The organism is Mesorhizobium sp. WSM4823, assembly GCF_055811195.1.
On sequence record NZ_JBVVQL010000007.1, the window covers coordinates 161801 to 186398 of the forward strand.

A 24598-nucleotide genomic window follows, 5' to 3' on the forward strand; every position below is an offset into this window, starting at 1 on the left:
TTTGAATACCTTCACTTGGATGGGCCATGAGCTATCCCGCTGCCGTATCGGAACGGTTGTCGTCCAGCCAGACGCGCCGCCAGAACGCGCTGTCGCTTCTGTTCTTCCTATGCGCAGCCTTCGCGTTCCTGCTCCGCTTCACGGTTTCACCGCAGATTATGAACACGGTCGTCGACTATACCGCCGACGGTGGTTCGTTCTACGAGAAACTGCATTTCGGCACCTATGCTATCTTTCTGCTGCTTGCTGTCGTCCTTTTCAGCCGACCGTTTCTGCTGCGGGGCGACGAAATCGGGATATTTAAAGCGCTGCTGCGCTACTCGGTGCTGATTTTCGCGCTTGTGCCCTATCTGTTCATTACCGGTCGTGCAGGCTCTTCCGGGTTCGTCATCGATACTTATCTGGTGGCGGGCGCCGCAGGCCTTTTGATGCTGGCCTTGAATGCGGATTCGCGGCGGGCGCTGGGCGACCTCGTGCTTGGAATGGTAATCCTCAGCGCTGTGATCGGCACGATCGAGGCGGTGACCCAACATCGATTCCTGCCTTACGGTCTCAACGAACTGCAGTTCAGGCCAATAGGCCTGTCGCCGCACCCGCTGGCATTGGGCGCGCTCTGCGCCACGGTCATCGGATTCGTACCGCTGGCACGCTGGCGTATATGGGTGCGGGTGGTGTCGATCCTTGTGTTGCTCCTGGGTTGTGCCGCATCAGGCGCTCGCGCCGCCCTGATACTCGCGGCCATGGAAACCCTCATACTGCTGATGTTCGTGCCCTGGCCGCGCCTGACGCTCAAGCACCAGCGGCAAGCCAAGTCTGTCGTGCTGCTGTTCGCCGTGGCGGCTGGCGCGGTGCTGGTGGCCGTACTGTTTTCGGGCGGGCTGCTGAACCGGTTCAGCAACACGATCTTCGATGAAAATTTCATGGCGCGCGTGACGATCTACCAGGTGTTCGGACTTGTCAGTTGGAAAGACATCCTGTTCGGCATGAACGGCGACGAGCTGCTGAAGATCGTCAACGAGAAGCTGCATCTGCCCTTTATCGAGAGCGCGCCGGTGGTTATCATTATGCTCTTCGGCTTGCCGATAGCCGTGCTCTTTATCGTGCTGATATTCTGGTTCATTTTTCGGCTGCTGCGCGGCGCGCCGCTGCCGGCATGGATCGGCACCATGACTTTCCTGCTTGCTGCGCTGTCGAACAACGCGCTCTCGTCAAAATCGCCGGAGATTACGATCCTCGTCGTGCTGCTTCTTGCCTATAGGAACGCGCTGTATAGAAAGCAGCCGAACAGCACATCTTCGGCCATGCTTGCATCCGAGCCGAAACTGAATCGGCCGGGATAAGCTCGGGCTCCAGACGTATCAGCCGGCGCTATCCACAACCTCGACATTGCCTGCACGGTTGAGCGTGTGAATGCCCGCGCGGGCCCATGCCGTCCCCGGGCCGATCGGGCGGGGCGGCGCAAAACGCACATCGCGATCGTCAAGCCGGTCCAGCCGCATCAAGCCCAGACCACCGCCATAGGCTCTCGACCCGTTTTGGACCGGCAGCACCAGGGCGTCACCCTGGCGAATAAAGGCACCGCCGGGCCGAGCGGCTGAGTGATCGACGGCGATTGGATTGAGCGCATGCGCAACCCAGGGCCCGCGCAGCGAGGGCGCGGAATAGACCGTCATCGTGTCCGACGCGCTGCCATAACCGAACCGCTCCGTCCCCAACAGCCAGAAGCGGCCATCCGATTCGAGCAGCGTGGCGTCATTGAAATCCTTGTCCGTCATCAGCACGGTGTCGCGTATCCAGCGATCCGGAAATTGCGCGGCACGGTAGAGCACAAGCTCGCGCGCCGCCGCACTTTCAGGAATCATGAAAATCTCGCCGGCGTGAGCGAACACCTGCGGATAGGACAAATGGTGCGCTTCCTCCAGCACCACCCTCGGTACGCCGAAGCTGCCATCGTCACCCAGTTCGGCGACGGAAATCACGCCGCGACCGGTGGCGTAGGGAAATTCCTCGACGAACAGATAGTGGCGGCCATCGCGTTCGATGACGAATGGATCGGCGTAGAACCGCTGGCCATCGTCCGAAAGGACGGTGAACGGCGTGCCGTCGAGTTGCCCGGTTTCGGCGACGCCGGGCCCTTCGATCAGCCGATAGGCAACCTGCCAATAGAAGGGGCGCCGTCTCAGTCTGAGTTTTTGCACGGCGCGATCGACCAACCCCTTGGAGAAAAAGGGCAGATAGTGCCTGACAAAACCGCTGTTCTTCAGGATCGGCGCCGGGCTATCGGCGATTGGCACTAGTTCGCCCGCGCGAAAACGGGCGACGCTTTGCGCAACCAGCGAGATGGCCCCGGCGAGCAGGTCATTGCAGCTACGAGACAGCCAGAGCCGGTCGCCGAGCATCGGTCGCCCGCGGGCGACTACGACGCCATCGAGGCGAACGGCAAGCTCGGGCAATCGCCCGCTCGCCAGCATCTCGGCCACCCCCGCGGGAAAGGTGCTGCGGCCGCAAAATTCGAGCGTCAGAACCGGCGTGCCCGGGCGTGCAAAAGTGCCGGTGAGATCGATTACGAGGTCGGCTGGGCCAGCAACGCCGGACGGCAACGGCTCGGAGGGGCTTGCCAGCGAGGGACCGAAGCGTCGGCTCTCGATACCAAGCAGACTATCCAGTCCGCGTGCGATCGGCGCAGGCGTGGGCGCGCGGCAAGTCGAAACCACGTGACCAGCTGCGTTCAGCCGCACCAGAAGCTCATTTTCCCAGCGCCGAGATCCGGCAATGTGGCCGATGATTAAAATATTAGTCAATCGAATATGTTCTTTTTCAAGACTACTCTGCCAGAGTACCTATCGGTTTAGGCTTTCATAAGAGTTACCTAGGGAACACGGGCTTGGCTGTTAATCATATATTAAGATTTGACGTCACGAAGGCGGCTTCTGCCGCTATTATAGCTCTTGTGGCGAATAATCAGCAGGTCGCGATGCCCTCCGGCGACCAGGATCGGCAATGAACGTCCTTTCACATCCAAAACTGCCGTCCAGGCAAAAACTGCTGATCGTGTTCGGCACGAGGCCGGAGGCGCTCAAATGCTTTCCGGTGGTACGTGCCGCGCTCGCCCATCCAGGTTTTATCACCGAGACATGCATCACCGGCCAGCATCGCGAGATGGTCGACCAAGTCATCGAACTGACCGGCCTGCCGGTGCATCACGATCTCAACATCATGCAACCCGGCCAGACATTGTTCGACGTGACCTCGCGTGTCCTGCTGGGCATGGCCGACGTGCTGGAGAAGGCGAAGCCCGATATCGTCCTCGTGCAAGGCGATACGACCACGGCGATGACTGCGGCTTTGGCTGCCTTCTACAAGCGCATTCCGGTCGCCCATATCGAGGCAGGATTGCGCAGCCACGATATCAACTCTCCCTTTCCGGAGGAACTGAACCGCAAGATTGCTGGCGACATTGCCACTTGGCACTTTGCACCGACAATCCAGGCGCGCGACAACCTCGTCGCCGAAGGAAAAGCTGAAAACACCATCTTCGTGACCGGCAACACGGTGATCGACACGCTGTTGCATTTTTCAAGCGCGATCGACGCCGACAGGCTGATGAACGCGAAGCTCGCCGCCCATTTCCCCTTCCTAGACCCCGCCAAGAAAATGATCCTCGTCACCGGTCATCGGCGCGAGAATTTCGACGGCGGCATCCAGCGAATCTGCACGGCGTTGAAGGGATTGGCGGCACGCGGAGACGTGCAGATCGTCTATCCCGTCCATCCAAATCCAAATGTGCGCTCGGTGGTCAACGCGGAGCTGGAAGGGGTGCCGAACATCTATCTGGTCGAGCCGCAGGACTATCTGCCGTTTCTGTACCTGCAGAAGCACAGCTATCTGGTGCTTACGGACAGCGGCGGCGTGCAGGAAGAAGCGCCTTCGCTCGGCAAACCGGTGCTGGTGATGCGCGAAAACACCGAGCGGCCGGAGGGCATCGTGGCCGGTACCGCCCGTCTCGTCGGCACCGATGTCGAAAAAATCCTGTCCAACGCCAATCGCCTGCTCGACGATCAGGCCGCCTATCGCGGCATGGCGGAACGACATAACCCATATGGCGATGGCCGGGCCAGTAACCGGATTGTTGAGGAACTGCTGCATCATGGCTGAGATCAAGACCGTCTCCGTAATCGGCATGGGCTATATCGGCCTGCCGACCTGTGCCATTTTCGCTAGCCGCGGGCTTGATGTCATTGGCGTCGACGTCAACGAAGCGGTGGTCGAGAAGGTCAATCGCGGCGAAATCCACATCGTCGAGCCGGACCTCGATGGTTTGATCCAGAAGGTTGTGGCCAACGGCAAGCTCAGGGCTTTCGGCACGCCGCAGCCGGCGGATGCGTTTATCATCGCCGTGCCGACCCCGATGACTCATGACCATAAGCCTGATGTGAGCTATGTGCTCGCGGCGGCACGAAGCATCGCCTCCGTGCTGAAGCGGGGAGATCTCGTGGTGCTGGAATCGACGTCGCCGGTCGGCACGACGCGCGTCATGACGGCACTGCTTGCCGACTTGCGGCCCGATCTCAAATTTCCCCTCCTGCATGGCGAGGAGGCCGATGTCCTGGTCGCCTATTCGCCCGAGCGCGTGTTGCCGGGAAAGGTCCTGACCGAACTGATCAACAACGATCGCTCGATCGGCGGGCTGTCGCGCAAGTCCTCGGAACGGACCGCGGCACTCTATTCAACCTTCGTTGCCGGCGACCTGTTCATGACCCAGGCCGAAAGTGCCGAACTGGTGAAGCTGACCGAGAATGCGTTCCGCGACGTCAATATCGCCTTTGCCAACGAGCTTGCGGCAGTGTGCCAGGATCTATCGCTCAACGTCTGGGAGGTGATCGATCTCGCCAACCGGCATCCCCGCGTGAACATCCTCCAGCCGAGCCCGGGCGTCGGCGGCCACTGCATTGCGGTCGATCCGTATTTCATCATCGACGCCGCGCCTAACAGCACGCGGCTGATGGCTTCGGCACGCCGGATCAATTCCGAGCGGCCCTTGTCGGTGGTCAGGGATATCGAAGCCCTGCTGGACCCGTCCCGCAAGCAGACCATCGCCTGTCTTGGCCTCAGCTTCAAAGCCAATATCGACGATATGCGCGAGAGCCCGGCTGTCGAGGTGGTGAAGCTTCTGTCAGATATTCCCAACCTGAAGATCATCGCGGCTGAGCCCAACACGCATAGGCTGCCGCATGAGCTCGAGGGCAAAGGCATCGTCTTCACCGATGCACTTTCCGCCATCGACCAATGCGACATCGTCGTCCTGCTGGTCGACCATCGGCAGTTCAATCTGGTGGATCCCGAAGCGCTCAAGGACAAGAAGCTCATCGACACAAGAGGTTTGTGGACCTGGCGCAAGGCACGCAAGCCCGACGCCCGCATCGAAGGCAAGAAGTCGGCGATCGAACGTCTGGCACTTCCCGCAGGTGCAGAGGAGGCTGCATGAACGCGCACGACCCAGGATGGGCGCAGCATCGCCTGTTGGCGTCGCGTCGCCGGGAGTTTCTCGGCGCGCCGATCCATGCGCTGACCATGGCCGAGACGCTGGCCATCGCCGATGAGGCGATGACCCTGCGGCGGCCGCTGCATCACGTGGTCGTGAACGTCGCCAAGCTTGTCAGCATGCGCAACAATACCGAGCTGCGGGAGGATGTTGCGACGGCGGATGTGATCAACGTCGACGGCAAGGGTGTGCTTTGGGGTGCGCGTCTTTGCGGTGTGGCGCTGCCGGAGCGGGTAGCCGGCGTCGACATCATGGTCAATCTGTTGAGCCTCTGCGCGAAGCGCGGCTTCAGACCCTTCCTGCTGGGGGCCGAACAGCACGTTCTCGACGCGGTGAAAAGGCGGCTTGCCAAGGATCACCCGAGCCTGGTGCTCGCCGGCATGCGCAATGGCTATTTCAAGCCGGAAGACGAGGCCACAATCGTCGAGGCTATCAACGCCTCGGGCGCCGACTGCCTGTTGGTGGCGATGCCGACGCCGCGCAAGGAGCGCTTTCTCAAGCGCTATCGTGATGAACTCACTCCAAGTTTCGTCATGGGCGTGGGCGGCAGTTTCGACGTCTATGGCGGCAAGGTTGCCCGGGCGCCGAAGCTGGTTCAAGCGGCCGGTCTGGAGTGGTTGTTTCGCGTAGCCCAGGAGCCGCGACGCTTGTGGCGCCGCTACTACGATACCAACACTGCCTACGCAGCGCTGCTGTACCGGGAGTTCTGGGACAGTCGGGGACGCCGAAAGGCCGGCCTATAGGGAGGCATGACTGCGGCTCCGGCAAATTCAAAATGCCGTCGCCGGTCTATGCGGGCCGTAGCCGCGCCCATAATTTAGCTGCGAATTGCATCGCGGCGGCGGGATAAAACAGCCAGGTCAGCCCGAAGAAAACCGCTGCGCCGGCGGCGCCGCCTGCGACTAGCGAGACGATGGCCGGCATGTCGCCGAATAGAGCGCTGGCAAGGCTGGCGGCCAGCCCGGTGCTGACCGAGATGACGATCGAAACGCCGATGTCGCGCCATGGCACCGGCACCGGCGTGAGCCGTTCGCTGATGATGATACAGGCTACAAGGCCGACCAGCGATCCGCCCGCCAGCGCCAAAGCAGCACCGACCTCCGCCATCGAAGGGATCAACAGCACGGACAGTGCGATTGTCGCCACCGAGCCGAAGGAATTGGCTATGATCAGCAGCCACGGCCGCTTGTGCGCGTGCACCACGGTGCCATAGACGAAACTGGCGAGGTTGGCACACAGCACGCTGAAGGCGATGATCGGAAAGAGCAGGCCGAAGCGGCCGTGATATTCCGATGGCAGCAGGAGCTGCGTGATATCGCTGCTGAGTGCGACCAGCATGGCTGCAACCGGCAGGCAAAGGCGGATCATCAAGGCCATCAATTGCGACAGCAGCCGGCCCGATGCTGCAGGCCCGTCTTCATCGAACCGGCTGACCACCTCGGGAAAAGCGCCCATGTTGATGGAATTGGCGACCATATCGATCGGTTGACGGGCCAGTGCATAGGCCGCGGCAAAAATCGCCACTGCGCCGGCATCGTAGTAGATCTTGAGGAATAAACGCTCCGCGCTGTGCAGGCCGAAACCTACGAGCGCCATGATGACCAGGGGCACGCCGAGGACGAAGAACTCCTTCTGGGTGAAGCGTGGCGGACCGGCAACGACACGTCGGGATGCCATGATGCCCGCCACGATACCGGCGATCAGCACGCCAAGGCTCGAGCCGAGCGATACCGTCAGAAAGGAATCTCGAAACAGGACGACGGCGCCGATCGGCAGCGCGAGTTGCAGCACGGCGCGCAGGAACTCGAGCATCGAGTAGACCGAATGACGCTGCTGCATCTGCAGCACCGTCAACGCGAAGCGGCCGACGGAACCGGCGATCAGGTAGCTGCAGACCGCGATCGCGAACTCGACCCAGCGCTCCGGCACGATCACGGCCGACGCGGCCACGGATACGATCAGCGCCAGCGCCGTGCTGGCAAGCAACACCCGTCCGGCCAGCATCAGGCTGCCGCGACTGATGTCGCCTTTGCCGCCAAGCCTGAGCAGAGCGATGCGCAGCCAGTTGGTGACGGCGACGTCGGTCATTTCGCCGACCGTCACCACCAGGGTCAGCAGGCCGTACTCGGTCTGGTCGATCAGCCGAGTCACAATGACCAGCAGGAGCAGCGCGGAGATCCGCGTCAGCAGGATCGCCGGGGCATAGATGAGCGTGGAGCGGAGCAGCAAAGGGTTTTCCCCGGAAATTCACCTTCGATTAACCGTCGACCGGCGGAAAATCCAGCGCGATGACGGTAAAGGGTGAACAGATTCAGTTTGAACTAACGTATTCGTCGTACACCTCATCTGAAACCTTTGCTTTGTCGTTCCGAAATCGAGTCATGCTGCAGCGTCTCGTTCACAATCGAAAAGTGCATGTCCTTGTCGCGACGCCGTCGGGCGTTTCGGGGCAGGGAGGCATCGACCGCATCATGGGGGCGCTGAAGCAGGAGTTCGAACGGCAAAATACCGCCGACATCGATGTACGCTTCCTTGCCAGCCGTGGCCCGGGGCATGTCGGGCTTTCGATCTTCTACATGTTGGGCTTTTGCTTGCAGATGCTTGCGGCGCGTTTGGCGAAGCGCGTCGATGTCGTCCACATCAATTTATCGGTCTCCGGCAGCACCTACCGCAAGATGGTGATCGCCGCCTGCGCGCGGCTTCTGTCGATACCCTATGTCCTGCATTTGCACGGGGCGCAGTATGAGACATTCTGGAAAGACGATCATGGTTTCCTGAGCCGCCGCATCGAAGCTCTGTTCGAGCGTGCCGGTCGGGTGATCGTCCTGGGCGGGCTTTGGCGCGACTTCGTCGCCAGCCGGGCGCCGGGGGCGGCCGGCAATATCGTCATCGTCCCCAATGCAACGGCGGTTCCCTCCCTGGCGCATGTCGGAGGCGGCGAGAATGTGCATATCCTGTTCCTTGGTCGCATCGGCGACCGCAAGGGCGTACCGCAATTGATCGATGCGCTGCACCGCATGAAACCCATCGAGGGCTGGCGCACCACGATCGCCGGCGATGGCGAAGTCGAGGCGGCACGGGTCAGAACGGCCGAACTGGACCTTGCCGAGCGCGTTACCTTTCCAGGCTGGGTCGGGCCCGACGAGGTTGCGTCGCTGATCGCTTCGGCAGACATTCTGGTGCTGCCCTCGTTTGCCGAAAACCTGCCCGTCTCTGTCATCGAAGGCATGGCCGCAGGTCTCGCGGTCGTAACGACACCTGTCGGCGCCGTGGAGGATATCATCACCAACGAGCAATCCGGGTTGCTGGTGCCGCCCGGCGATGTTGCGGCGTTGACCGAGGCGCTGACACGGGTGGTCGAGAATCCGGCATTGAGGGCCAGGCTTGGTGCTGCCGCAATGGCGGTGCATCGCGAGCGGCTTGAGCTTGCCCCGTTTGTCGGCGCGATCTGCGACGTCTGGAGATCGGTCGCGTCAAAGGCTCAACCGGTCAAGCGCTGACGCTGTCCCGTGCAATAATGCGACGCTGATCTGTGCGCGCCGTCGCTTGAGCGCGGCGGGTAAGCCTTACGGGCAGCGGCAGCGATCCCATTGGCGTCACTGCGGCGCTCCAAGCTCGAATTCGCGGTGGAATATCTCTAAATTCAGCAGCGCCCAAATCAGTTTTTCGTGGTCTGCGGCACCGCTGGTGTGCTCCGAGACAATTCGATCTAGGTATTTCGCGCTCAAATAGCTGCGAATGACGGAACGAGAGGAGCAAAGATGGTCGTGCACGTAACTCCTCATCGACCCGCGAAACCATTCGGCGACTGGCACCTTGAACCCGATTTTGCGGCGGTTGAGAATTTTCTCGGGAAGTATGTTGGCCATACTGTTGCGCAAGATCACCTTGCCCTGCCGCCGGCCCACCTTGTAGCGATCAGGCAATGTGCTGACGAACGCAACCAGATCGCGATCGAGGAACGGCATTCTTCCTTCGATTGAACCGGCCATCATCATCCGGTCGCCCCGTTCCAACAGATTGTCGGGCAACCACGATGCCTGATCGAAAAACAGCACGCGGCGAAGATGGGACGCCGTCGCGCTCGACGAGAACGGGAAGTCGTTACGTCTATTGCGGCAGTTGGCCGGCGCACCGATAAGGCGACCGTGTTCCCGCGCCGTCATGGCACCGAACCAGGAGATCATTCGGGTGGCAAAGTCCCTTTCACCCGCGCTTCGGGCAAATGTATCGAACTTGGCCGTTGCACCAGGCATGGCGCGTATCAAAGGGGCGAGGAGATTGTTGTGGAGGAAGGCTGGAACAAGGGACCGGTAGATTCCAGCCAGCGACTCCGCACGGTGTTTGGGATACCCGCCGAGAATCTCGTCCGCCCCTTCGCCTGTGAGCACCATCTTGACGTCCTGCGAGGCTCGCTCCGACATCAGGTAAATTGGAATGTCGGAACTTTGTGAAACTGGCGCCCCCAGGTGGCGGATCAACTTGGGCAGATGGTCAATCAGGTCGTCTGCTTCGATCACCAACTCACTATGATCGGTCTTGAAATGATCGGCGACGCTTCGGGCGAATGGGAGTTCACTGTAAGCCGATTCCCTGAAACCGACCGAAAATGTACGAACGGGCCTGTCGCTGTGCCTGGTCATCAGGGCGACGATTGCCGAGGAGTCGAGCCCTCCGGAGAGAAAGGCGCCAAAGGGCGCATCGCTGCGCATTCTGATCTCGACGGAATGGTCGAGCAGTTGCAGAAATCGTCGCTTGGCGGTTTCGCCGTCGATATCCTCGGTCAGATCCGTTTGATCTGGAGGCGTATAATAGCGCGTTTCCGTCACCGTGCCTTGCGACCAGACGGCATAGCTTCCGGGGTTGAGTTTGCGGATTTGTTTGAAAAGCGTGCGCGGCCCGGGCACGTAACGCCAGTGCAGATACTCGTGCACTGCCTCCAAATCGAGCTGCTGCGCATTCGACTGCGATGACAACAACGCGTTGATCTCTGACGCAAACGACAGCAACTTTCCGCTTTGCATGAGGTAAAGGGGCTTTTTGCCGAAGGGATCCCGGCCGAGGATCAATTCGTGCTTCTCGGCATCCCAGAGCGCAAACGCGAACATGCCGCTCAATCGGTCGAACATGGATAGGTGCCACTGATCATAAGCCCTGAGCAGCACCTCCGTATCGGAGCGTGTTCGAAAATGATGGCCGAGACCGATCAGTTCCTGCCGCAACTCGACATAGTTGTATATCTCGCCGTTGAAAATAATTCGGAGACGGCCGTCGTCGACATGCATCGGCTGATTAGATTCGGGGTTCAAGTCAATAATCGCCAGGCGGCGATGCACCAATGCCAACTGGTTCTCGCCAGTGTTCAAGTCCAAGAACTCGGTGCCTTCGGCATCGGGGCCACGATGCCGCAATGTGTTGGACATTCTTGCGGCCCGATCTTGTGGATTCTTCACTTTCGGCCCGATCCAGCCGGCAATTCCACACATTGTCTCTTCCCTTGGCCGCGTAGTCGCGACGCCATTTACGACGAATGTGTTAAACACTTGATTGCCGGCGGTCCAAATCCGCGAAGAATGGTTCAGAGTCGAGCTTGACTGGCTCGATCCCGAATGAAGTGCGACCGACGGTTGCGGCGGGAGACGAAGGCAGTCCGATCCGGTCCAGTGTGGCGGTGAGAGGATTGGCGTTGCCGCCTGACTGATCCATTCGTGAAGGGGGCAATGGCAGCTATGGCAGGCCCAGTGCCCGCAGCATCTCCGAGTCTGGGACCGCAGGCCCTTCCTGCCGGATGACGCTCATTCCGTAGGGATTGGAGAATTCCCAGACGGACCATGGGATCGCAAAGCGTTCCGCCTGCTGGCGCACCGCCTTGAGATAGCGCAGGCGGTCAGCGTCGAACGCGCCCATGCGGCCGTCCGCAGACATGAGGATGGCGCCGAATTCGCCCATGAAAAGCCGTCGGCTTGGAATGCCATGGGCCCCGGCCCAGTCGACCGCCTGACGGAAGCTCGCCTCGAGTTGGCTCGGACCCCAATTCTGCTCGAAATATCGGGCGATTGCTTGACGCGCCACGACCATGTTCATCACTTGCTCGACCTGGCTCCGGCCCGCGGCGTCCATCTGCGCCTTGAGGGTTTCGGTCACCACTTCGGGCGTACTGCTGTCGGCCGGCCACGGAAGGCCCGAGGCAAAGGTGTTTTCACCGTCGGGCCGCTGATGCGTGAAACTGTGCGGCTCGTACATGTGGAAGCTGTAGTAGAGGTTCGGATCGTCAAAGTCCGGGGTGAGATTGACCAGTCCGGCAATGCTGCCGCCGCAAGCGCCCGTTGCGACGATGGTGAGCTCGCTGCTGACTGCGCGGATATCGCGGACCGTGTCCGCCATGATCCGCTGCCAGTCGTCGCTCCCGCTCGAATCGCAGGGGTAGTAGGCTGGCTCGTTGTAGGGCTCGAGCGCTACCTTGTCGGTGCCAATCTTGACGAGCATGGTGACGACCGACACGACCATTTCGCGGTAGCTGGCAACTCCTTTGCTATCGGCACCGTCATAGATCATCTCCATGCTGTAGGCCGGAACCTGGGTGACGCCGTGCAGGTCGAAAACCACCTTGAGGCCGGCCGACGTGAACCGCTCGACCGCCGCGGCAAGCAGGTCCAGCGCTTGTTGCCGTTTGGCGCCCTCGCTGGCAAGCAGAGGGCCGGGGTCGACACTCAACCGGACGAAGTCGAAGCCCATCGATCGAATGCTTGCGAACGCATCGCCATCACCCCAGTTGGTGAGCGGCCTATCTCCGGCGCGCCATTCCTTCTCGGTGCGGTAGGGCGGCCAACGGTAGGATCCATCATCCTCTATCGGCGACCAGTTGAGCCATCCATGCACGCCAACGCCGCGCTGGAGCGGGATCGGCGCAGCATTGGCTGCAATCGCCATGCCAAGCACCCACGCTGCAACAAACGCAATCCTTAGCATCGTCACCTCCGCATCCTGGTCGGAGATATTAACCGCAGGATCGGAAAAGGAGGATTGCCGTCGCGCGGCTTTTCGACAGCATGGTATATAAGCAACGAAACCTTGGCGGAGCGGGTATGAGAGTCGGCTGGTATATCAACCGGTTGCGCAGCATGGAGCCGGCCGAGGTGTTGCACCGGCTGGGCGAGCAGCGTCGAAGGATCGCTTCGCGCCGCCGCGACGACGGCTGGCAGCGTTATGCTTCGCCCCGATTGCACGCGGTGCTGCCTGGGTGGCGCGATGCTGCGCTGGCTGCGACGCCGGCACAACGGCAAGCCATAGCGTCGGCGGCGCAAAACACGCTTGGCGGCCAGTTTTCCGCACTTGGACGGACATGGCCACAGCGCGACTGCGATCGGCTGTTTCCTCCCGAGCTTTGGCGCCTTGATCCGGTGACCCGCAGGCTTTGGCCAGGCCCAGAGGCCCACACTTTCGATATCGATTTTCGCCATGGCGGCGACCGCGGCGATATAAAATACGTTTGGGAGATCAACCGGCTGCAGCAGTTGCCGCCGCTTGCCGCCCACCTGCTTCTGGCCGGCGACGACCAGTCCCGGATAGCCATCGAGGCGGCGATCGACAGCTGGCATTCAACCAACCCGCCTTTTCGGGGAGTCGGCTGGGCTTCCGGCATCGAAGTCGCGCTGCGGGCCATCAGCTTGATCGTCACCATGGACCTCGTCGGCGACCGACTGGGCGCGGCGACACGGCAGCAAGTGGGTGAAATACTGGCGGCAAGTGCCTATTGGCTGCCGCGGTTTCCCTCCCGGTTTTCCTCTGCCAACAACCATCTCGTCGCAGAACTGGCTGGCGAGTACCTGATCGGTCTGGCGCTGGGGATCAGGGCCGACGCTGCACGTGGCGCTCTCCTGGCCGAGACGCACAAGCAGATTCTCGCCGATGGCGCCGGTGCCGAGCAGACCCCGACATACGCCGCCTTCACGGCCGAACTCATCCTGCTCTGCGCCGCTGCGGCACGCCAGGCGGGGGCGCCGTTTCCTTCGCCCGTCGAAGCGCGCCTGGCCGCCTTTGCCGACTTCGTCGCCTGGCTCCCGCCGGCCGCCGGCTTTGGCGACAACGACGAAGGTCGCGTGCTGACGCTCGGGGGCGAGCGGGGCTATGTCCGATCCGTCGCCGCCGCCATCCACGGCTTTCTGCGGATGCCGGGCAACGCGGCGGAGCCAGACGATTTTCGTGGGCTTTTGTTTGGCACGCCGCCGGAACCGGCGCCGGTGTCGCTTGGGATCAAGACGTTCACGCAAGGCGGGCTCTCCGTCTGGCGCGGTGAGATGAACGGCCGCAGCATCGATCTGACATTCGACCACGGCCCGCTCGGCTATCTCTCGATTGCGGCTCACGGCCATGCCGACGCGCTGTCGCTCACCTTGTGCATCGATGGCGAGCCGGTGCTGGTCGATCCCGGCACCTGGCTCTACGGTTCGGGGGGCGTCTGGCGTGGCTGGTTCCGCTCGACGCCGGCGCATAACACGCTGAATATCGATGGCAAGAGCCAAAGCATCATCGCTGGGGAGTTCAACTGGTCGCACAAGGCAGTTGCGACATTGATGGACAGCGAGCCGGGGACCCATTGGAAGCTGCGCGCGCGGCACGACGGGTATAGAAGCCGCTTCGGTGTCGTCCACCAGCGCACCGTGACGCAGCACGGCGACGGGATTCTCGTGATCGACCAACTGCTCGGCGGCAGGCGCGTGGCCGAGATCGTCTTCCAACTCGCCGCCGGCCTCGATGCCCGCCGGGACGGAGACATGGTCATGGTGCTGCGGAGCGATGAACCGCTGATGGCCATCCGCTTTCCGGACGCTGCGATCGACATCCGCGGCGGCGGCGACGCACCGGGGCAGGGCGGCTGGGTCTCACCGCGTTTTGGCGTCAGGCAGCCAGCCGAACGTATCGCCTGGCGTGGCGAAGTGGGCGAAGACGGAGTTAAGATCCACCTCGCGGCAATCCCCCCGTCGCAAAGGTAGGCATCGGCGTCGCAGCGGAGCGGCCTATCCGGTGTTCCGGCCGTATTCGAGATAATTACGTTGGGACATTTAGCGTTTTGTTACGGTTGACCTGCTAGTCTGGCGCAAATCCGGCATGCTTTGCTCGTTCCAGCCGCAATAGCCGCCTGGTTGCAGGCAACGCGCAGTGGATTTGGCAAGCTTTTTGCTTCGCAGTTCGCCGGATCGCCATTTCACGGCCCAGGAGCCACTGCACCGATGTTTTCTGAAGTCGCCAGAGTGATTGTGGAAAAACTCTCGAACGTCAATCTGCTGACGCTCGGCCTGCTTTTTCTCACGGCGCTGGGCAGCGCGGTGATCGCTTACTGGCGAACTGTCGAGCATAAATCCCTCAGAGACTTTTTCGATTTCGCCTTCCCGGCGGAAGTCATCCTGCACCCGTCGGCGCGAGCGGATGTCCTATTTTGGGTCACGAAACGGCTGATGATGCCTTTCCTGCTCATTCCGGCCGGCGTCACCTTCGTTGCTGCCGTGGGCTATGGGACACACCAGGCAGTCGGTTGGCTGTTCGACATCCATGCCCCGCTCATCGGCGGCCCGGCCGGGCCGGTGACGATCGTCATCTTCACCGCAACCATGCTGATCGCCTACGACATTTCATACTACCTCTACCATGTCGCCCAGCACCATTTCCCGTTCCTGTGGGAATTGCACAAAGTGCACCATTCGGCCGAGGTGATGGTGGGAATAACCAAGGATCGGGTTCACCCGCTGGACGATCTGATGAACCGCATCTGGGATGGCGTTATCCCGGGAATCTGCTTCGGCATCTGGAGCCTGATCGCGCTCGATCCGGTGGAGATCGCCATCTTCGGCATCAACGTCTATGTCATCCGCAACATCCTGATGATGGACTTTGTTCGCCATACCCACTTCAAGATTTCCTTCGGGCCGTTGAACAACATCATCTTGTGTCCGCACTGGCACCAGGTGCACCACAGCATCGACCCTCGCCACTACGACAAGAATTTTGGCCTGCTTTTTTCGTTCTGGGATCGCCTTTTCGGAACGCAGTTTGTCCCGGAGCCGAATGAAGACCTTAAGTTTGGCCTGATCGATCGCGATGTGCGCGATTATCAATCGCTCTTTGGGCTTTACATCCTGCCGCTCAAGAAGATGGGGGGACATGTCGCCGGACTGTTCCAGAGGCGTCCCGATGTCATTGCACAGCCACAGGATCGTTCCCCTTCATGAACACCATTGTTTCGATTGACGCTTCGAGCGCAGAGCGCCTGGAAGTTGTCCGTTCGGCGGAGCGCCTGGCTACGATCGAAGCCGATTGGATGGATCTTTGGCATCGCACCGATGCGCTGATCTTTCAGAGCCATGCCTGGGTTTCGGCATGGTGGAATACCGTAGCGGACCGTGACCAACGCGCGCTGCGGATCGGCCTGGTCTGGAACGGCGACAGGCTCGTTGCTGTCGTTCCCCTGGCGATCGGCAGGCGCAAAGGCCTGCGGTTTCTTGAATGGGCTGCCAACAGCTATACCGATTACGGGGATATTCTGGTTGCTCCGGAATGCTCATTATCTGCCCTGCAGGACGTATGGGCGCGGATCTGTGACGCCGGCGGCTTCGATCTTGCCTTTCTCAATCGTCTCTTGCCGGGTGCGGCGGCACGCAAGATTTTCACTCCGGAGGTCTCACGCGGCATCAAGCTTCGCCCCAACCACAGAGAGGAAGTCAGTTATCGCGTCGCCGGACAGTGGGAGAGCGGAGCCGCGTGGTTCGCAGAGCAGTCGAAAAAGGCGCGGCAGAACTATCGGCGGGGCATCAAGACGTTAGAAGAAGCCGGAAAAATCAAATTTCGCCTGCTTGCGCGCGACGAGCCACTGCAGCCGGTACTGGAGCGGCTCGCTGCCCTGAAGCGCAGATGGCTGGTGCAGCACAAGCGTGAATCCCAACTTTTCGAAGAGGGAGCGCCGGTACTCGCCGCACTCGTCGACGCGCTGGCGCGCGCCGGCTTGCTGCACATTTTCGTACTTGAATGCGATGGCGTGATGGTCGCAGTCTCGATCAACTTCGTCCAGCACCACACCATGATGGCGTTCGTGACCACTTTCGATCCGGATTTCAGCCAAGCGTCGCCGGGCATGGTCCTGATGATGGACTACATAAAGTGGTCGATCGATCACGGGCTGGGTACGGTCGATTTCCTCTGTGGCGCAGAGTCGTTCAAGCACAAGTTCGCAACGCAGGGTGTTATCCTGCAATCCGTTCTTGGGACGCGCACGGCGCAAGGCACGCTCGCTTCCGTTGCTGATGGTATCCGTGAAAGGATCAGGCACGCACGCCAGCGCAAACTGGCACCATCACAAGATGCGGCTTGATTGCGCCAGGCTCGTCAGGTCACAGGCAGCACGAACCGCTCAAAGCGCCGATTGTGTCTGGGAGGGAACGACCCGCCAGACCTTGTTGCCGACATCATCCGCCACGAGCAAGGCGCCACGCCGGTCCACCGCCACTCCCACAGGGCGGCCAAGAGCCTTGTCGTCCTGGCTCAGGAAGCCGGTCAGGATGTCCTGAGGCGGGCCGGAAGGCTTGCCGCCGGTAAACGGCACGAAAATCACCTTGTAGCCGCTGCGCGGCTTGCGATTCCACGAACCATGCTGGCCGACGAAGGCGCCATTCCTGTATTCAGGACCGAACAGGTCGCCCGTGTTGAAGGTCAGTCCCAACGAAGCCGTATGCGCGCCGAGCGCATACTCCGGCTTGATCGCCTTGGCGACGAGGTCGGGCCGCTGCGGCTCGACGCGATCGTCGACATGCTGGCCGTAATAGCTGTAGGGCCAGCCGTAGAAGCCGCCATCCTTCACCGAAGTCATGTAGTCCGGCACCAGGTCGCTGCCGATCTCGTCGCGCTCGTTGACGACGACCCAGAGCTCGCCGTTTTCCGGATTCCAGGACAGGCCGTTGGGATTGCGCAGCCCGGAGGCGAAGAGACGCGTCTGTTTCGAGGCGAGATCGATCTCCAGCACGGCGGCACGGTTCTCCTCTTCCTCCAAGCCGTTCTCTGCGACATTGGAATTGGATCCGACCGTCGCATAGAGCTTCGTCCCGTCCTGCGAGGCGGTCACGTCCTTAGTCCAGTGGTGGTTCCTCCCGGCGGGCAGATCGACGATCTTCTCCGCCGGCGCGGTGATCTCGGTCGCGCCCTCCTGGTAGGGGAAGGCTACAACGGCGTCGGCGTTGGCGACGTAGAGCTTGCCGTTGAGCAGGGTCATGCCGAATGGCGAGAACAGCCCGGTGAGAAAGGCGGTTTTGGTTTCCGCCACCCCGTCGCCATCCTGATCGCGCAGCAAGGAGATGCGATTGGCGCTCGGCGTTTCCGCGCCGGCCTGGCTTTGGAAGAAATCTATGAAGAAGCGGCGTATGCTGAAGCCCTCGTCCGGCTTGGGCGGCGCTGCGCTCTCCGCCACCAGCACGTCGCCGTTCGGCAGCACGTATAGCCAGCGCGGATGGTCGAGCCCGCCAGCGAACTCGTTGACTGCAAATCCCTGGGCCGCTGTCGGCTTCGTGCCCTGCGGCCAGGGATTGGCCTTGGCGACATGGACGGTCGGCAACCACGTCGGATTGGGTTCCGGCAGGGTCGGGTTGGGGCCGTAGCCTTCCGCGACCGGAACTGTCGCCTCTTCGCGGGACAGGAAGAAGACCACTCCGCCGGCTACGACGAAAAGAACGATCAGCACGAGAAGGGCGGTAAGCAACTTTTTCACCAGAACCTCGCAACATCGAAAGAACGCAAACGCGCTTATCGCGTTCCGGTTGCGGCCGGAGCGGCCAATAGGGAGAAATAGGCGGCAAGCGCGCGGATGTCGTCATCCGTCAGCCGCTTCGCGGCATTGGCCATGAGATGGCCGAAGCGTGTTCCACCTCGCTTTCCCGCCCTGAACAGCTCGAGCTGCGCCCCGATGTAGCGCTCAGGCTGGCCAGCGATGGAGGGATAGACCGGGCTGCGGTCCTGTCTTCCATGACAGCCGAGACAGGCGGGCACGCCGGTGTCCCTCATGCCCCTCTCGGCGATTTCCCTACCGCGCCGGACAAGCGCGGGATCGCCGCCGCCGCCGGGGTGCGTCATCGGCAGGGCAGCGAAATGCCTGGCCAGGTCCGGCCAGAACTGAGGCCCCGCCTCAATGGCGGGCAGGCTCATCATCCCGCTTGCCCGGCTTCCCTCGGCGTAGGCGCGCAGGCTTTCAAGGAGATAAGCCTCGCTCTGACCGGCGAGAACGGGTATCGCGGGACCGCGCCCGCGGCCGTCCCCACCGTGGCAGCGGACGCAGTCCGCGAGCGCCTGCGGCAGGGCCGCGGCAACGCCTTCGGGAGGTTCTAGACTTCCTCCATAGGCGAGGTCACGATAGGTGGGTTCGTCCATCGACGGCAGTTCGCGCAGGAAGGCAACCATCGCCCAGACCTCGTCGTCGCGTTCCTGCGTCGGCCAGGCCGGCATGCCGGTGAAACGCACGCCGTGCTTGACGATGCGGAAAAGCTGCGCGTCGGTCCATTCGCCGACGGTTCCGGCAAGGTCGGGCGGTTGCGGCAGCATTCTCGCGACGACAGGAGATCTCGGCTCGCCCGGCGCACCGTGACAGATGGCGCAGCCGCGCGCGAAATGCCCGGCGGCCGGCTGGATCGCATGGCGCGGTAGAGAGTCCGGGACGTCGACGGCAAGCGCATAGGTGCGCACAGCCGATTGCATGGCGAAATGAAGAAACCATTCGGTAATCTTCCAGTGGCCGCTTGAGGCACCGACATTGAAAAAGCCGATCCAGGCCGCCAGCACCACGACGAAGGGCAGAATGGCAAGCGCTATGGCGAGCTTCTTCCAGCTGATATGCATCAGCCTGTCTCCCGTGACGGAGTGGCGAGCATGCGTGCGAAAAGCGTCAAGCCGCCGGCCAGATAGACCGCTGCACCAATCAGAAGCATGATGACGCCGCCAAGCTCCTGATCCTGCTGCGCGGAAAGCGCCACGCCGAAGCAGCTTACCTCGCCTGTGCCGAATAGCGGCCTTGGGGTCAGCGCCAGCAACGCGCCAAGCAAGGTCATATGGATTGAGGTGAGAAGCAGGGCGAAGGCTCCGGCGGCATTGCCTGTGGCATCCGAGCCGCGGCGCGGCAGGCAGGCCAGCCACAAGAACAGCCCAGCGGCGAGAAACGTGGCCTGCTCGATGGCGGTGGCCAACAGCGAGCTTTGCGCCAGAGCCCGCAAGGCGGGCGCGTGCCAGGACCAGACGACGATGAGTTCGACGAGGGAGGCGGGGAGGGCGAGGGCGAACGCCCGGCTTGCATCTGGTGTTTGGCTGAGCGGGAGCCCGATCGCAATCAGCGGCGCAGCAATCGCCACCACTCCCATATGCGCCAGCATGTGCGCCGAGAACGAATCCCGCCAGGTATCGAGCAGCGGTCCGAGCCAGACCAGGGCGAGGACGAAGACGCCCAGGACGAGGCAGGCTCGTCTCACCGGATACACTCCGTCAGGAACAGCGCGGGCATCGCGGTGAAGATCACGGCGATGAAGCTGAGACCCGAGAGCAGCAACGTCGCAAAGCCCTGAAACAGGGTCCGGTCTCGTCTCGTCGGATCGTCATGGGGCGGATCGTCGGCGCCGAAGCCCCATTGCCGCCAGGCGAGCCATGCGGACAGCGCTATCAGTGAGAGGGCGATCATAGTGGCGGCGGCGATTCCAGCGCGCACGGCACTGAAACCCAGTCCGACCAGCTCGGGTTTTGCGCAATAGACCGCCGCACCTATGTAGCAAACGAGGAAATGCGCAGCCCAGACCACGGGTGCGGTGAACAGCGTCCAGAGTGTCTCGATCTGTTTGGGGATGAGCCGCATCGCCGCCTCACATCGCCGCCGGAAAGAGGCCGATGATGCTGAAGGTGATGACGGCGGCGATCAGCAGGAAATGCCAGTAGAGCACCACGTTGCTTAGGTCCATATCATGCTTCTGCATCAGCCGGCCCGCCAGCGAACGTGCCAGGCAATAGGCCTGCATGACCGTGCCGACCGCAGCATGGGCGAGCACCCAGAGCACGAGAATCCACACGATGGCGGGATAGACGTGGCTCGTCGGGTCCATGGCCCACGGTCCGGCCAGGCCTGCGACGGACGCGCCAACGGTCGTTAACAGGGACAGCACCAGCAGGCCCCGCATGGCGGTCGTGGCGCCTCGCCTGTTGAACCTGCGGGCAGCCATCATCAGGCCCCATGCTGCGGCGAACAGGATGGCAGCCGCCAGCGACCAGACTGGGTCAGGCCCGGAAATCCCTGCGGTGAAGTCGGCATGGATCGTCCAGTAGAAGAAATAGCCGAAGACCAGGCTGGCGAAGGCTGTGCCGTCGCCGACCATGGTGATGAACATTGCCCACCAGCCGACCGAATCGGGGCCGGAGGCATAAAGCGGCAGGCTGAGGTCGAGGCCGACATCCTTTGTCGGCTTCTCGGGGATTTCGCCGGTTCCCGTCCAGAGCCAATAGATAACGGCGCAAAAGCAGATGATCGCGGACAGCGCCGTGGCGATCCACCAGTGAAAGGTCAGCGCGATGAAAGTAGCCCCGAGCGAAAGGGCTGAGACGATGGTGACATAGGAGGTGCCGCCGACCCGCAGCACCTGGATGGGTTCGGCGTCGAGCACAGAGGTCACCAATCCCTCGCGCCATCCCTCTTCCGCGTCGGGCAGGTAATAGCGGCCTTCGTTGACCTTGCGCACAAGGTCCTTCTGGTCCCAGAGCGGGTAGCGGCTGCGCACGATCGGTATCGAGCGGACGCCCCAGTTCTCCTCCGGCTCGGAAATCCACTCCAGCGTACCGGCGTTCCATGGGTTGAGCTCGCCGCGCGGCTGCCGGTGTTTCGGCCGGAGCGTGTCGAAGACAACCACCAGCACGCCCGCGGCGAAAACGAAGGCTCCGGCCGTCGAGATCATGTTTAGCCAATCCCAGCCGATTTCCGCCGGATAGGTGAAGACGCGTCGGGGCATGCCACGCAGGCCGCTCAGATGCATGGGGAAGAAGGCGATGTTGAAGCCGCAGAACATCAGCCAGAAGGCGAGTCGCCCCAGCCGGTCGGAGAGTTTCTTCGCGTCTATCAGCGGGTAATAGTAATAAAGGCCGGCTAGGACCGGAAAAAGCATGCCGCCGATCAGCACATAATGCAGGTGCGCGACGACGAAGTAGGTGTCGTGCGCCTGCCAGTCGAAGGGCGCGAGCGCCACCATGACGCCCGTCAGCCCGCCAATGACGAAGATGGCGAGCCCTCCGGCACCGAACAGCATCGGGGTCGAGAAAATCACCCGGCCGGCCAGCATGGTGGCGATGAAGACGAAGATCTGCACACCCGTCGGTATCGCCACCGCCTCTGAGGCAGCCGAGAAGAAAGCCAGCGAGATCTGCGGCAGGCCAGTCGCAAACATGTGATGTACCCACAGGCCGAAGGAGAGGAACCCCGTCCCCACTGCCGCGAGCACGATCCAGGAATAGCCGACGATCGGGCGCTGGGAAAAAGTCGGCACGATCATCGCCATCAGCGCGATCGCCGGCAGGAAGATGATGTAGACCTCCGGATGGCCGAAGATCCAGAACAGATGCTGCCAGAGCAACGGGTCGCCGCCGCGCGCCGCATCGAAGAACGGCCAATCGAACATCCGTTCCATCTCGAACAGGAGGTCGCCGGCGATCAGCGGCGGGAAGGCGAACAGGATCATTCCCGCCACGATCAGCAGGTACCAGGCGAAGAGCGGCATCAGGTTGACGCGCATGCCGGGCGCGCGGCATTTCATGATGCCGACGATGAGTTCGACCGCGGCAGCGATCGAGGCGACTTCGATGAAGGAAAGGCCGAGCAGCCAGATGTCGGCGCCGATGCCGGAGAATTCCTTGTCTGTGGCGAGCGGCGGATACATGAACCAGCCTGACGACGGCGCCGCACCGAAGAAGATCGAGCCGCAGACGAAGATACCGCCGAGGAAAAAGCTCCAAAAACTGAAGGCCCCGAGGCGTGGGAACGGCATCTCGCGCGCACCCAGCATGGGCGGCAGGAGGAAGATCGCGACCGCCTCGAAGATCGGCACCGCGAACAGGAACATCATCACCGTGCCGTGCAGGGTGAAAGCCTGGTTGAAGAAGTCGGCCGACAGGAAGTCGTTGTCGGGCACGGCGAGCTGCAGGCGCATGAGCAGCGCGAGCACGCCGGCGAACAGCATGAAGGCGAAGGCCGTCGAGCCGTACCAGAGGCCGACCTGGAAGTTGTTCACCGAGGCCCAGTAGCGCCAGCCGGTCGGATTGGCCCACACGGCGCGCAGCCGCTCCTCCTGCGCCTTGTATTCTTGCCGTGAACGCTCGTTGACCGCAGCGCTCATTGCAGGCCTCTCAGCCAGACGGCCATCGCGCGAATATCGTCCGGCGGCAACATGTCGAAGGCCGGCATGCTGGAACCTGGTTTGATCCGTTCGGGCCGGGCGATGAAGCGGGCGATGGCGTCTTCGGTATTGGGCAGGATGCCGGCTCCGACGGTGACGCGGGAACCGAGATGCGAGAGATCCGGGCCGATCGTGCCACGCGCATCGGTGCCCGCGACGAAATGGCAGGACCCGCAGCCATGGCGCAGGAACAGCGCGCCGCCGCCCGCGCCTGCCCGTTCCGCGGGAATTGCCTGGGCCGCCAGCCAGGACCGGAATTTGTCGGGCTCCATCGCCACAGCCGAGAATGCCATCAGCGCGTGGGACGTGCCGCAATATTCCGCGCAGGGCCCCCGGAAGACACCGGGTTTCGTGGCCATAAGCGAAAGCCTGTTGGTGCGGCCAGGAATCATGTCCATCTTGCCGCCGAGCGAGGGGATCCAGAAGGAATGGATCACATCGGCGCTTTTCAAGGTTAGTTCGACCCGCTCGCCGACCGGCAGCCTGATCTCGTTGGCGGAAGCGACCGGCGGTCCCTGAGACGGGTGATAGACAATTTCCCACCAGAACTGCTTGCCGGTTATTTCGATCCGCAGCCCGGCGGAACTCGCCTGGGCGAAGGGCCGAAGGCCAGGCATCAGCCACAGTGCATAAGCGAGCAGGGCACAAAGCGTGACCGACGGGAAGATTACGCCGCCCCAAAGGATGATCCTGCTGGCAGACCTTTCGTTCAGCACGCGGCGATTGAATAGGGCTGAATGAAGAAGCAGGCCGACCACGCCCAGCCAGATGACCGCGCCGCCGCTTAGCATTACCCAGAACAGCACGGCTATCTGCTGCGCTTCCTCTCCCGCCGGCTCAAGTGCCGACGGCACGCCGGCAAAGCCGCTCGCGAGCAATAATGACGCAGCGGTCAGGCTGAAGTATGGACCCATTTCCTACCCCTCCGCGGATAAACTGGCGAGAGGGGCGGAAGTTCCGGGCACTGAGCTTTCGAACCAAAGCTGCATTCGCGCCGCTGCTCTCTTTCGGCAATTTTTCGACGAGCGACGAAACAATTGCGCTCGATCCCCGTTTGGCCGTCATGGCGGGATTGCCCATGCCAAAGGAGGCGACGATGAGCGCAACCGGCTTGGAGGTTTTTGATAAAACCCTGCAGACGACAAACATCTGGCTGGACGAGATCATGGCCGATCACGGGCCCGACAGGCGCGTTGCCTGGCATATGCTGGGAGCCGTTTTACGCACCTTACGGGATTGGCTGCAGATCGAGCTGGCTGCCAATCTGGGGGCAGGGCTGCCGCTTCTCATACGCGGAGCCTATTATGACCGGTATCGGCCGCATGATCTGCCAGCCGACAGCCGTTCGTTGGAGGATTTCCTGCAGCGCATCGCCGAGGAGATGAAATCCAGTCGGCCCGTGAATCCCGAGGATGCGGCGAGATCCGTGTTCAAAGTTGTCGCCAGGCATGTCGACCTCGGCCAGTCGGCGAAAGTGCGAGACGCATTGCCGAAGCAGATCCAGGCGCTTTGGCCCGAGAGTGTCGGAGTCTAGCAGCAAGCGGCCTGATTCATTGCTCCGGAAACGACTTGTTCGCAGCTTGTTCGCAGCGGGCTGTTGCGCTCGGCA

19 protein-coding genes are annotated in these 24598 nt (G+C 61.9%); 9 read left to right on the top strand and 10 right to left on the bottom strand.

All coding sequences use genetic code 11. The annotated features are described in order from the left end of the window. Positions 1–26: 26 nt before the first annotated feature. The gene (locus tag AC0L26_RS19310; protein WP_473633983.1) at positions 27–1340 is read left to right on the top strand and encodes a VpsF family polysaccharide biosynthesis protein; all 1314 of its coding nucleotides are present in this window, start codon (positions 27–29) and stop codon (positions 1338–1340) included. Between the two features lie 18 nt (positions 1341–1358). On the opposite strand, the gene AC0L26_RS19315 is transcribed toward AC0L26_RS19310, so the two are convergent. Continuing rightward, positions 1359–2801: a glucosamine inositolphosphorylceramide transferase family protein gene (locus tag AC0L26_RS19315; protein ID WP_473633984.1), complete on the bottom strand. Its 1443-nt coding sequence runs from the start codon at positions 2799–2801 to the stop codon at positions 1359–1361. Positions 2802–3000: 199 nt separating this feature from the next. Here AC0L26_RS19315 and wecB point away from each other — a divergent pair, with 199 nt between their 5' ends. From wecB to AC0L26_RS19330, 3 genes are read left to right on the top strand one after another with little or no spacing between them, the layout of a single operon-like run. Further along, positions 3001–4155, top strand: a complete 1155-nt coding sequence (gene wecB, locus AC0L26_RS19320) for a non-hydrolyzing UDP-N-acetylglucosamine 2-epimerase (RefSeq protein WP_473633985.1) — start codon at positions 3001–3003, stop codon at positions 4153–4155. Then, positions 4148–5485: a UDP-N-acetyl-D-mannosamine dehydrogenase gene (wecC, locus tag AC0L26_RS19325; protein WP_473633986.1), complete on the top strand. Its 1338-nt coding sequence runs from the start codon at positions 4148–4150 to the stop codon at positions 5483–5485. The genes wecB and wecC overlap by 8 nt, the downstream gene beginning before the upstream one ends. Further along, positions 5482–6285, top strand: coding sequence for a WecB/TagA/CpsF family glycosyltransferase (locus AC0L26_RS19330; RefSeq protein WP_473633987.1), 804 nt, complete (start codon positions 5482–5484; stop codon positions 6283–6285). The genes wecC and AC0L26_RS19330 overlap by 4 nt, the downstream gene beginning before the upstream one ends. Positions 6286–6331: 46 nt before the next feature. Here AC0L26_RS19330 and AC0L26_RS19335 read toward each other — a convergent pair whose 3' ends face one another. Continuing rightward, positions 6332–7771: a lipopolysaccharide biosynthesis protein gene (locus tag AC0L26_RS19335; RefSeq protein ID WP_473633988.1), complete on the bottom strand. Its 1440-nt coding sequence runs from the start codon at positions 7769–7771 to the stop codon at positions 6332–6334. Between the two features lie 152 nt (positions 7772–7923). Between AC0L26_RS19335 and AC0L26_RS19340 the strand changes: the two genes are divergently transcribed. Beyond that, positions 7924–9042 carry a glycosyltransferase family 4 protein gene (locus AC0L26_RS19340; RefSeq protein WP_473633989.1) on the top strand — a complete coding sequence of 373 codons (1119 nt, stop codon included), beginning with the start codon at positions 7924–7926 and terminating at the stop codon, positions 9040–9042. Between the two features lie 96 nt (positions 9043–9138). Here the strand turns inward: AC0L26_RS19340 and asnB are convergent, their stop codons facing one another. Together asnB and AC0L26_RS19350 are read right to left on the bottom strand one after the other, a co-directional pair. Further along, positions 9139–11028, bottom strand: a complete 1890-nt coding sequence (gene asnB / locus AC0L26_RS19345; protein ID WP_473633990.1) for an asparagine synthase (glutamine-hydrolyzing) — start codon at positions 11026–11028, stop codon at positions 9139–9141. 241 nt (positions 11029–11269) lie between these two features. Next, a complete protein-coding gene (locus AC0L26_RS19350) occupies positions 11270–12511 on the bottom strand; it encodes a glycoside hydrolase family 5 protein (RefSeq protein ID WP_473633991.1) in 1242 nt (413 codons plus the stop codon). A gap of 116 nt (positions 12512–12627) precedes the next feature. Between AC0L26_RS19350 and AC0L26_RS19355 the strand changes: the two genes are divergently transcribed. The 3 genes from AC0L26_RS19355 to AC0L26_RS19365 all read left to right on the top strand — a co-directional run bounded on the left by AC0L26_RS19355 (position 12628) and on the right by AC0L26_RS19365 (position 16904). Beyond that, the gene (locus tag AC0L26_RS19355) at positions 12628–14535 is read left to right on the top strand and encodes a heparinase II/III family protein (protein WP_473633992.1); all 1908 of its coding nucleotides are present in this window, start codon (positions 12628–12630) and stop codon (positions 14533–14535) included. A gap of 237 nt (positions 14536–14772) precedes the next feature. Continuing rightward, positions 14773–15768, top strand: coding sequence for a sterol desaturase family protein (locus tag AC0L26_RS19360; protein WP_473633993.1), 996 nt, complete (start codon positions 14773–14775; stop codon positions 15766–15768). Beyond that, positions 15765–16904, top strand: a complete 1140-nt coding sequence (locus AC0L26_RS19365) for a GNAT family N-acetyltransferase (RefSeq protein ID WP_473633994.1) — start codon at positions 15765–15767, stop codon at positions 16902–16904. The genes AC0L26_RS19360 and AC0L26_RS19365 overlap by 4 nt, the downstream gene beginning before the upstream one ends. Before the next feature lie 39 nt (positions 16905–16943). Here AC0L26_RS19365 and AC0L26_RS19370 read toward each other — a convergent pair whose 3' ends face one another. From AC0L26_RS19370 to coxB, 6 genes are all read right to left on the bottom strand, one after another. Next, entirely contained in the window at positions 16944–18230 is a 1287-nt protein-coding gene (locus tag AC0L26_RS19370; protein WP_473634122.1) for a PQQ-dependent sugar dehydrogenase, read from the bottom strand. A gap of 95 nt (positions 18231–18325) precedes the next feature. After that, complete coding sequence (locus AC0L26_RS19375; protein ID WP_473633995.1) at positions 18326–19411, bottom strand: c-type cytochrome; 1086 nt, start codon at positions 19409–19411, stop codon at positions 18326–18328. After that, positions 19411–20034, bottom strand: coding sequence for a cytochrome c oxidase assembly protein (locus tag AC0L26_RS19380; protein ID WP_473633996.1), 624 nt, complete (start codon positions 20032–20034; stop codon positions 19411–19413). The genes AC0L26_RS19375 and AC0L26_RS19380 overlap by 1 nt, the downstream gene beginning before the upstream one ends. After that, entirely contained in the window at positions 20031–20411 is a 381-nt protein-coding gene (locus AC0L26_RS19385; RefSeq protein ID WP_473633997.1) for a hypothetical protein, read from the bottom strand. The genes AC0L26_RS19380 and AC0L26_RS19385 overlap by 4 nt, the downstream gene beginning before the upstream one ends. Positions 20412–20418: 7 nt before the next feature. After that, complete coding sequence (ctaD, locus tag AC0L26_RS19390; protein ID WP_473633998.1) at positions 20419–22929, bottom strand: cytochrome c oxidase subunit I; 2511 nt, start codon at positions 22927–22929, stop codon at positions 20419–20421. After that, positions 22926–23903: a cytochrome c oxidase subunit II gene (gene coxB / locus AC0L26_RS19395; protein ID WP_352931259.1), complete on the bottom strand. Its 978-nt coding sequence runs from the start codon at positions 23901–23903 to the stop codon at positions 22926–22928. The genes ctaD and coxB overlap by 4 nt, the downstream gene beginning before the upstream one ends. Positions 23904–24085: 182 nt before the next feature. Between coxB and AC0L26_RS19400 the strand changes: the two genes are divergently transcribed. Next, positions 24086–24523, top strand: a complete 438-nt coding sequence (locus tag AC0L26_RS19400) for a DUF2267 domain-containing protein (RefSeq protein WP_473633999.1) — start codon at positions 24086–24088, stop codon at positions 24521–24523. The last annotated feature ends 75 nt before the right edge of the window (positions 24524–24598 follow it).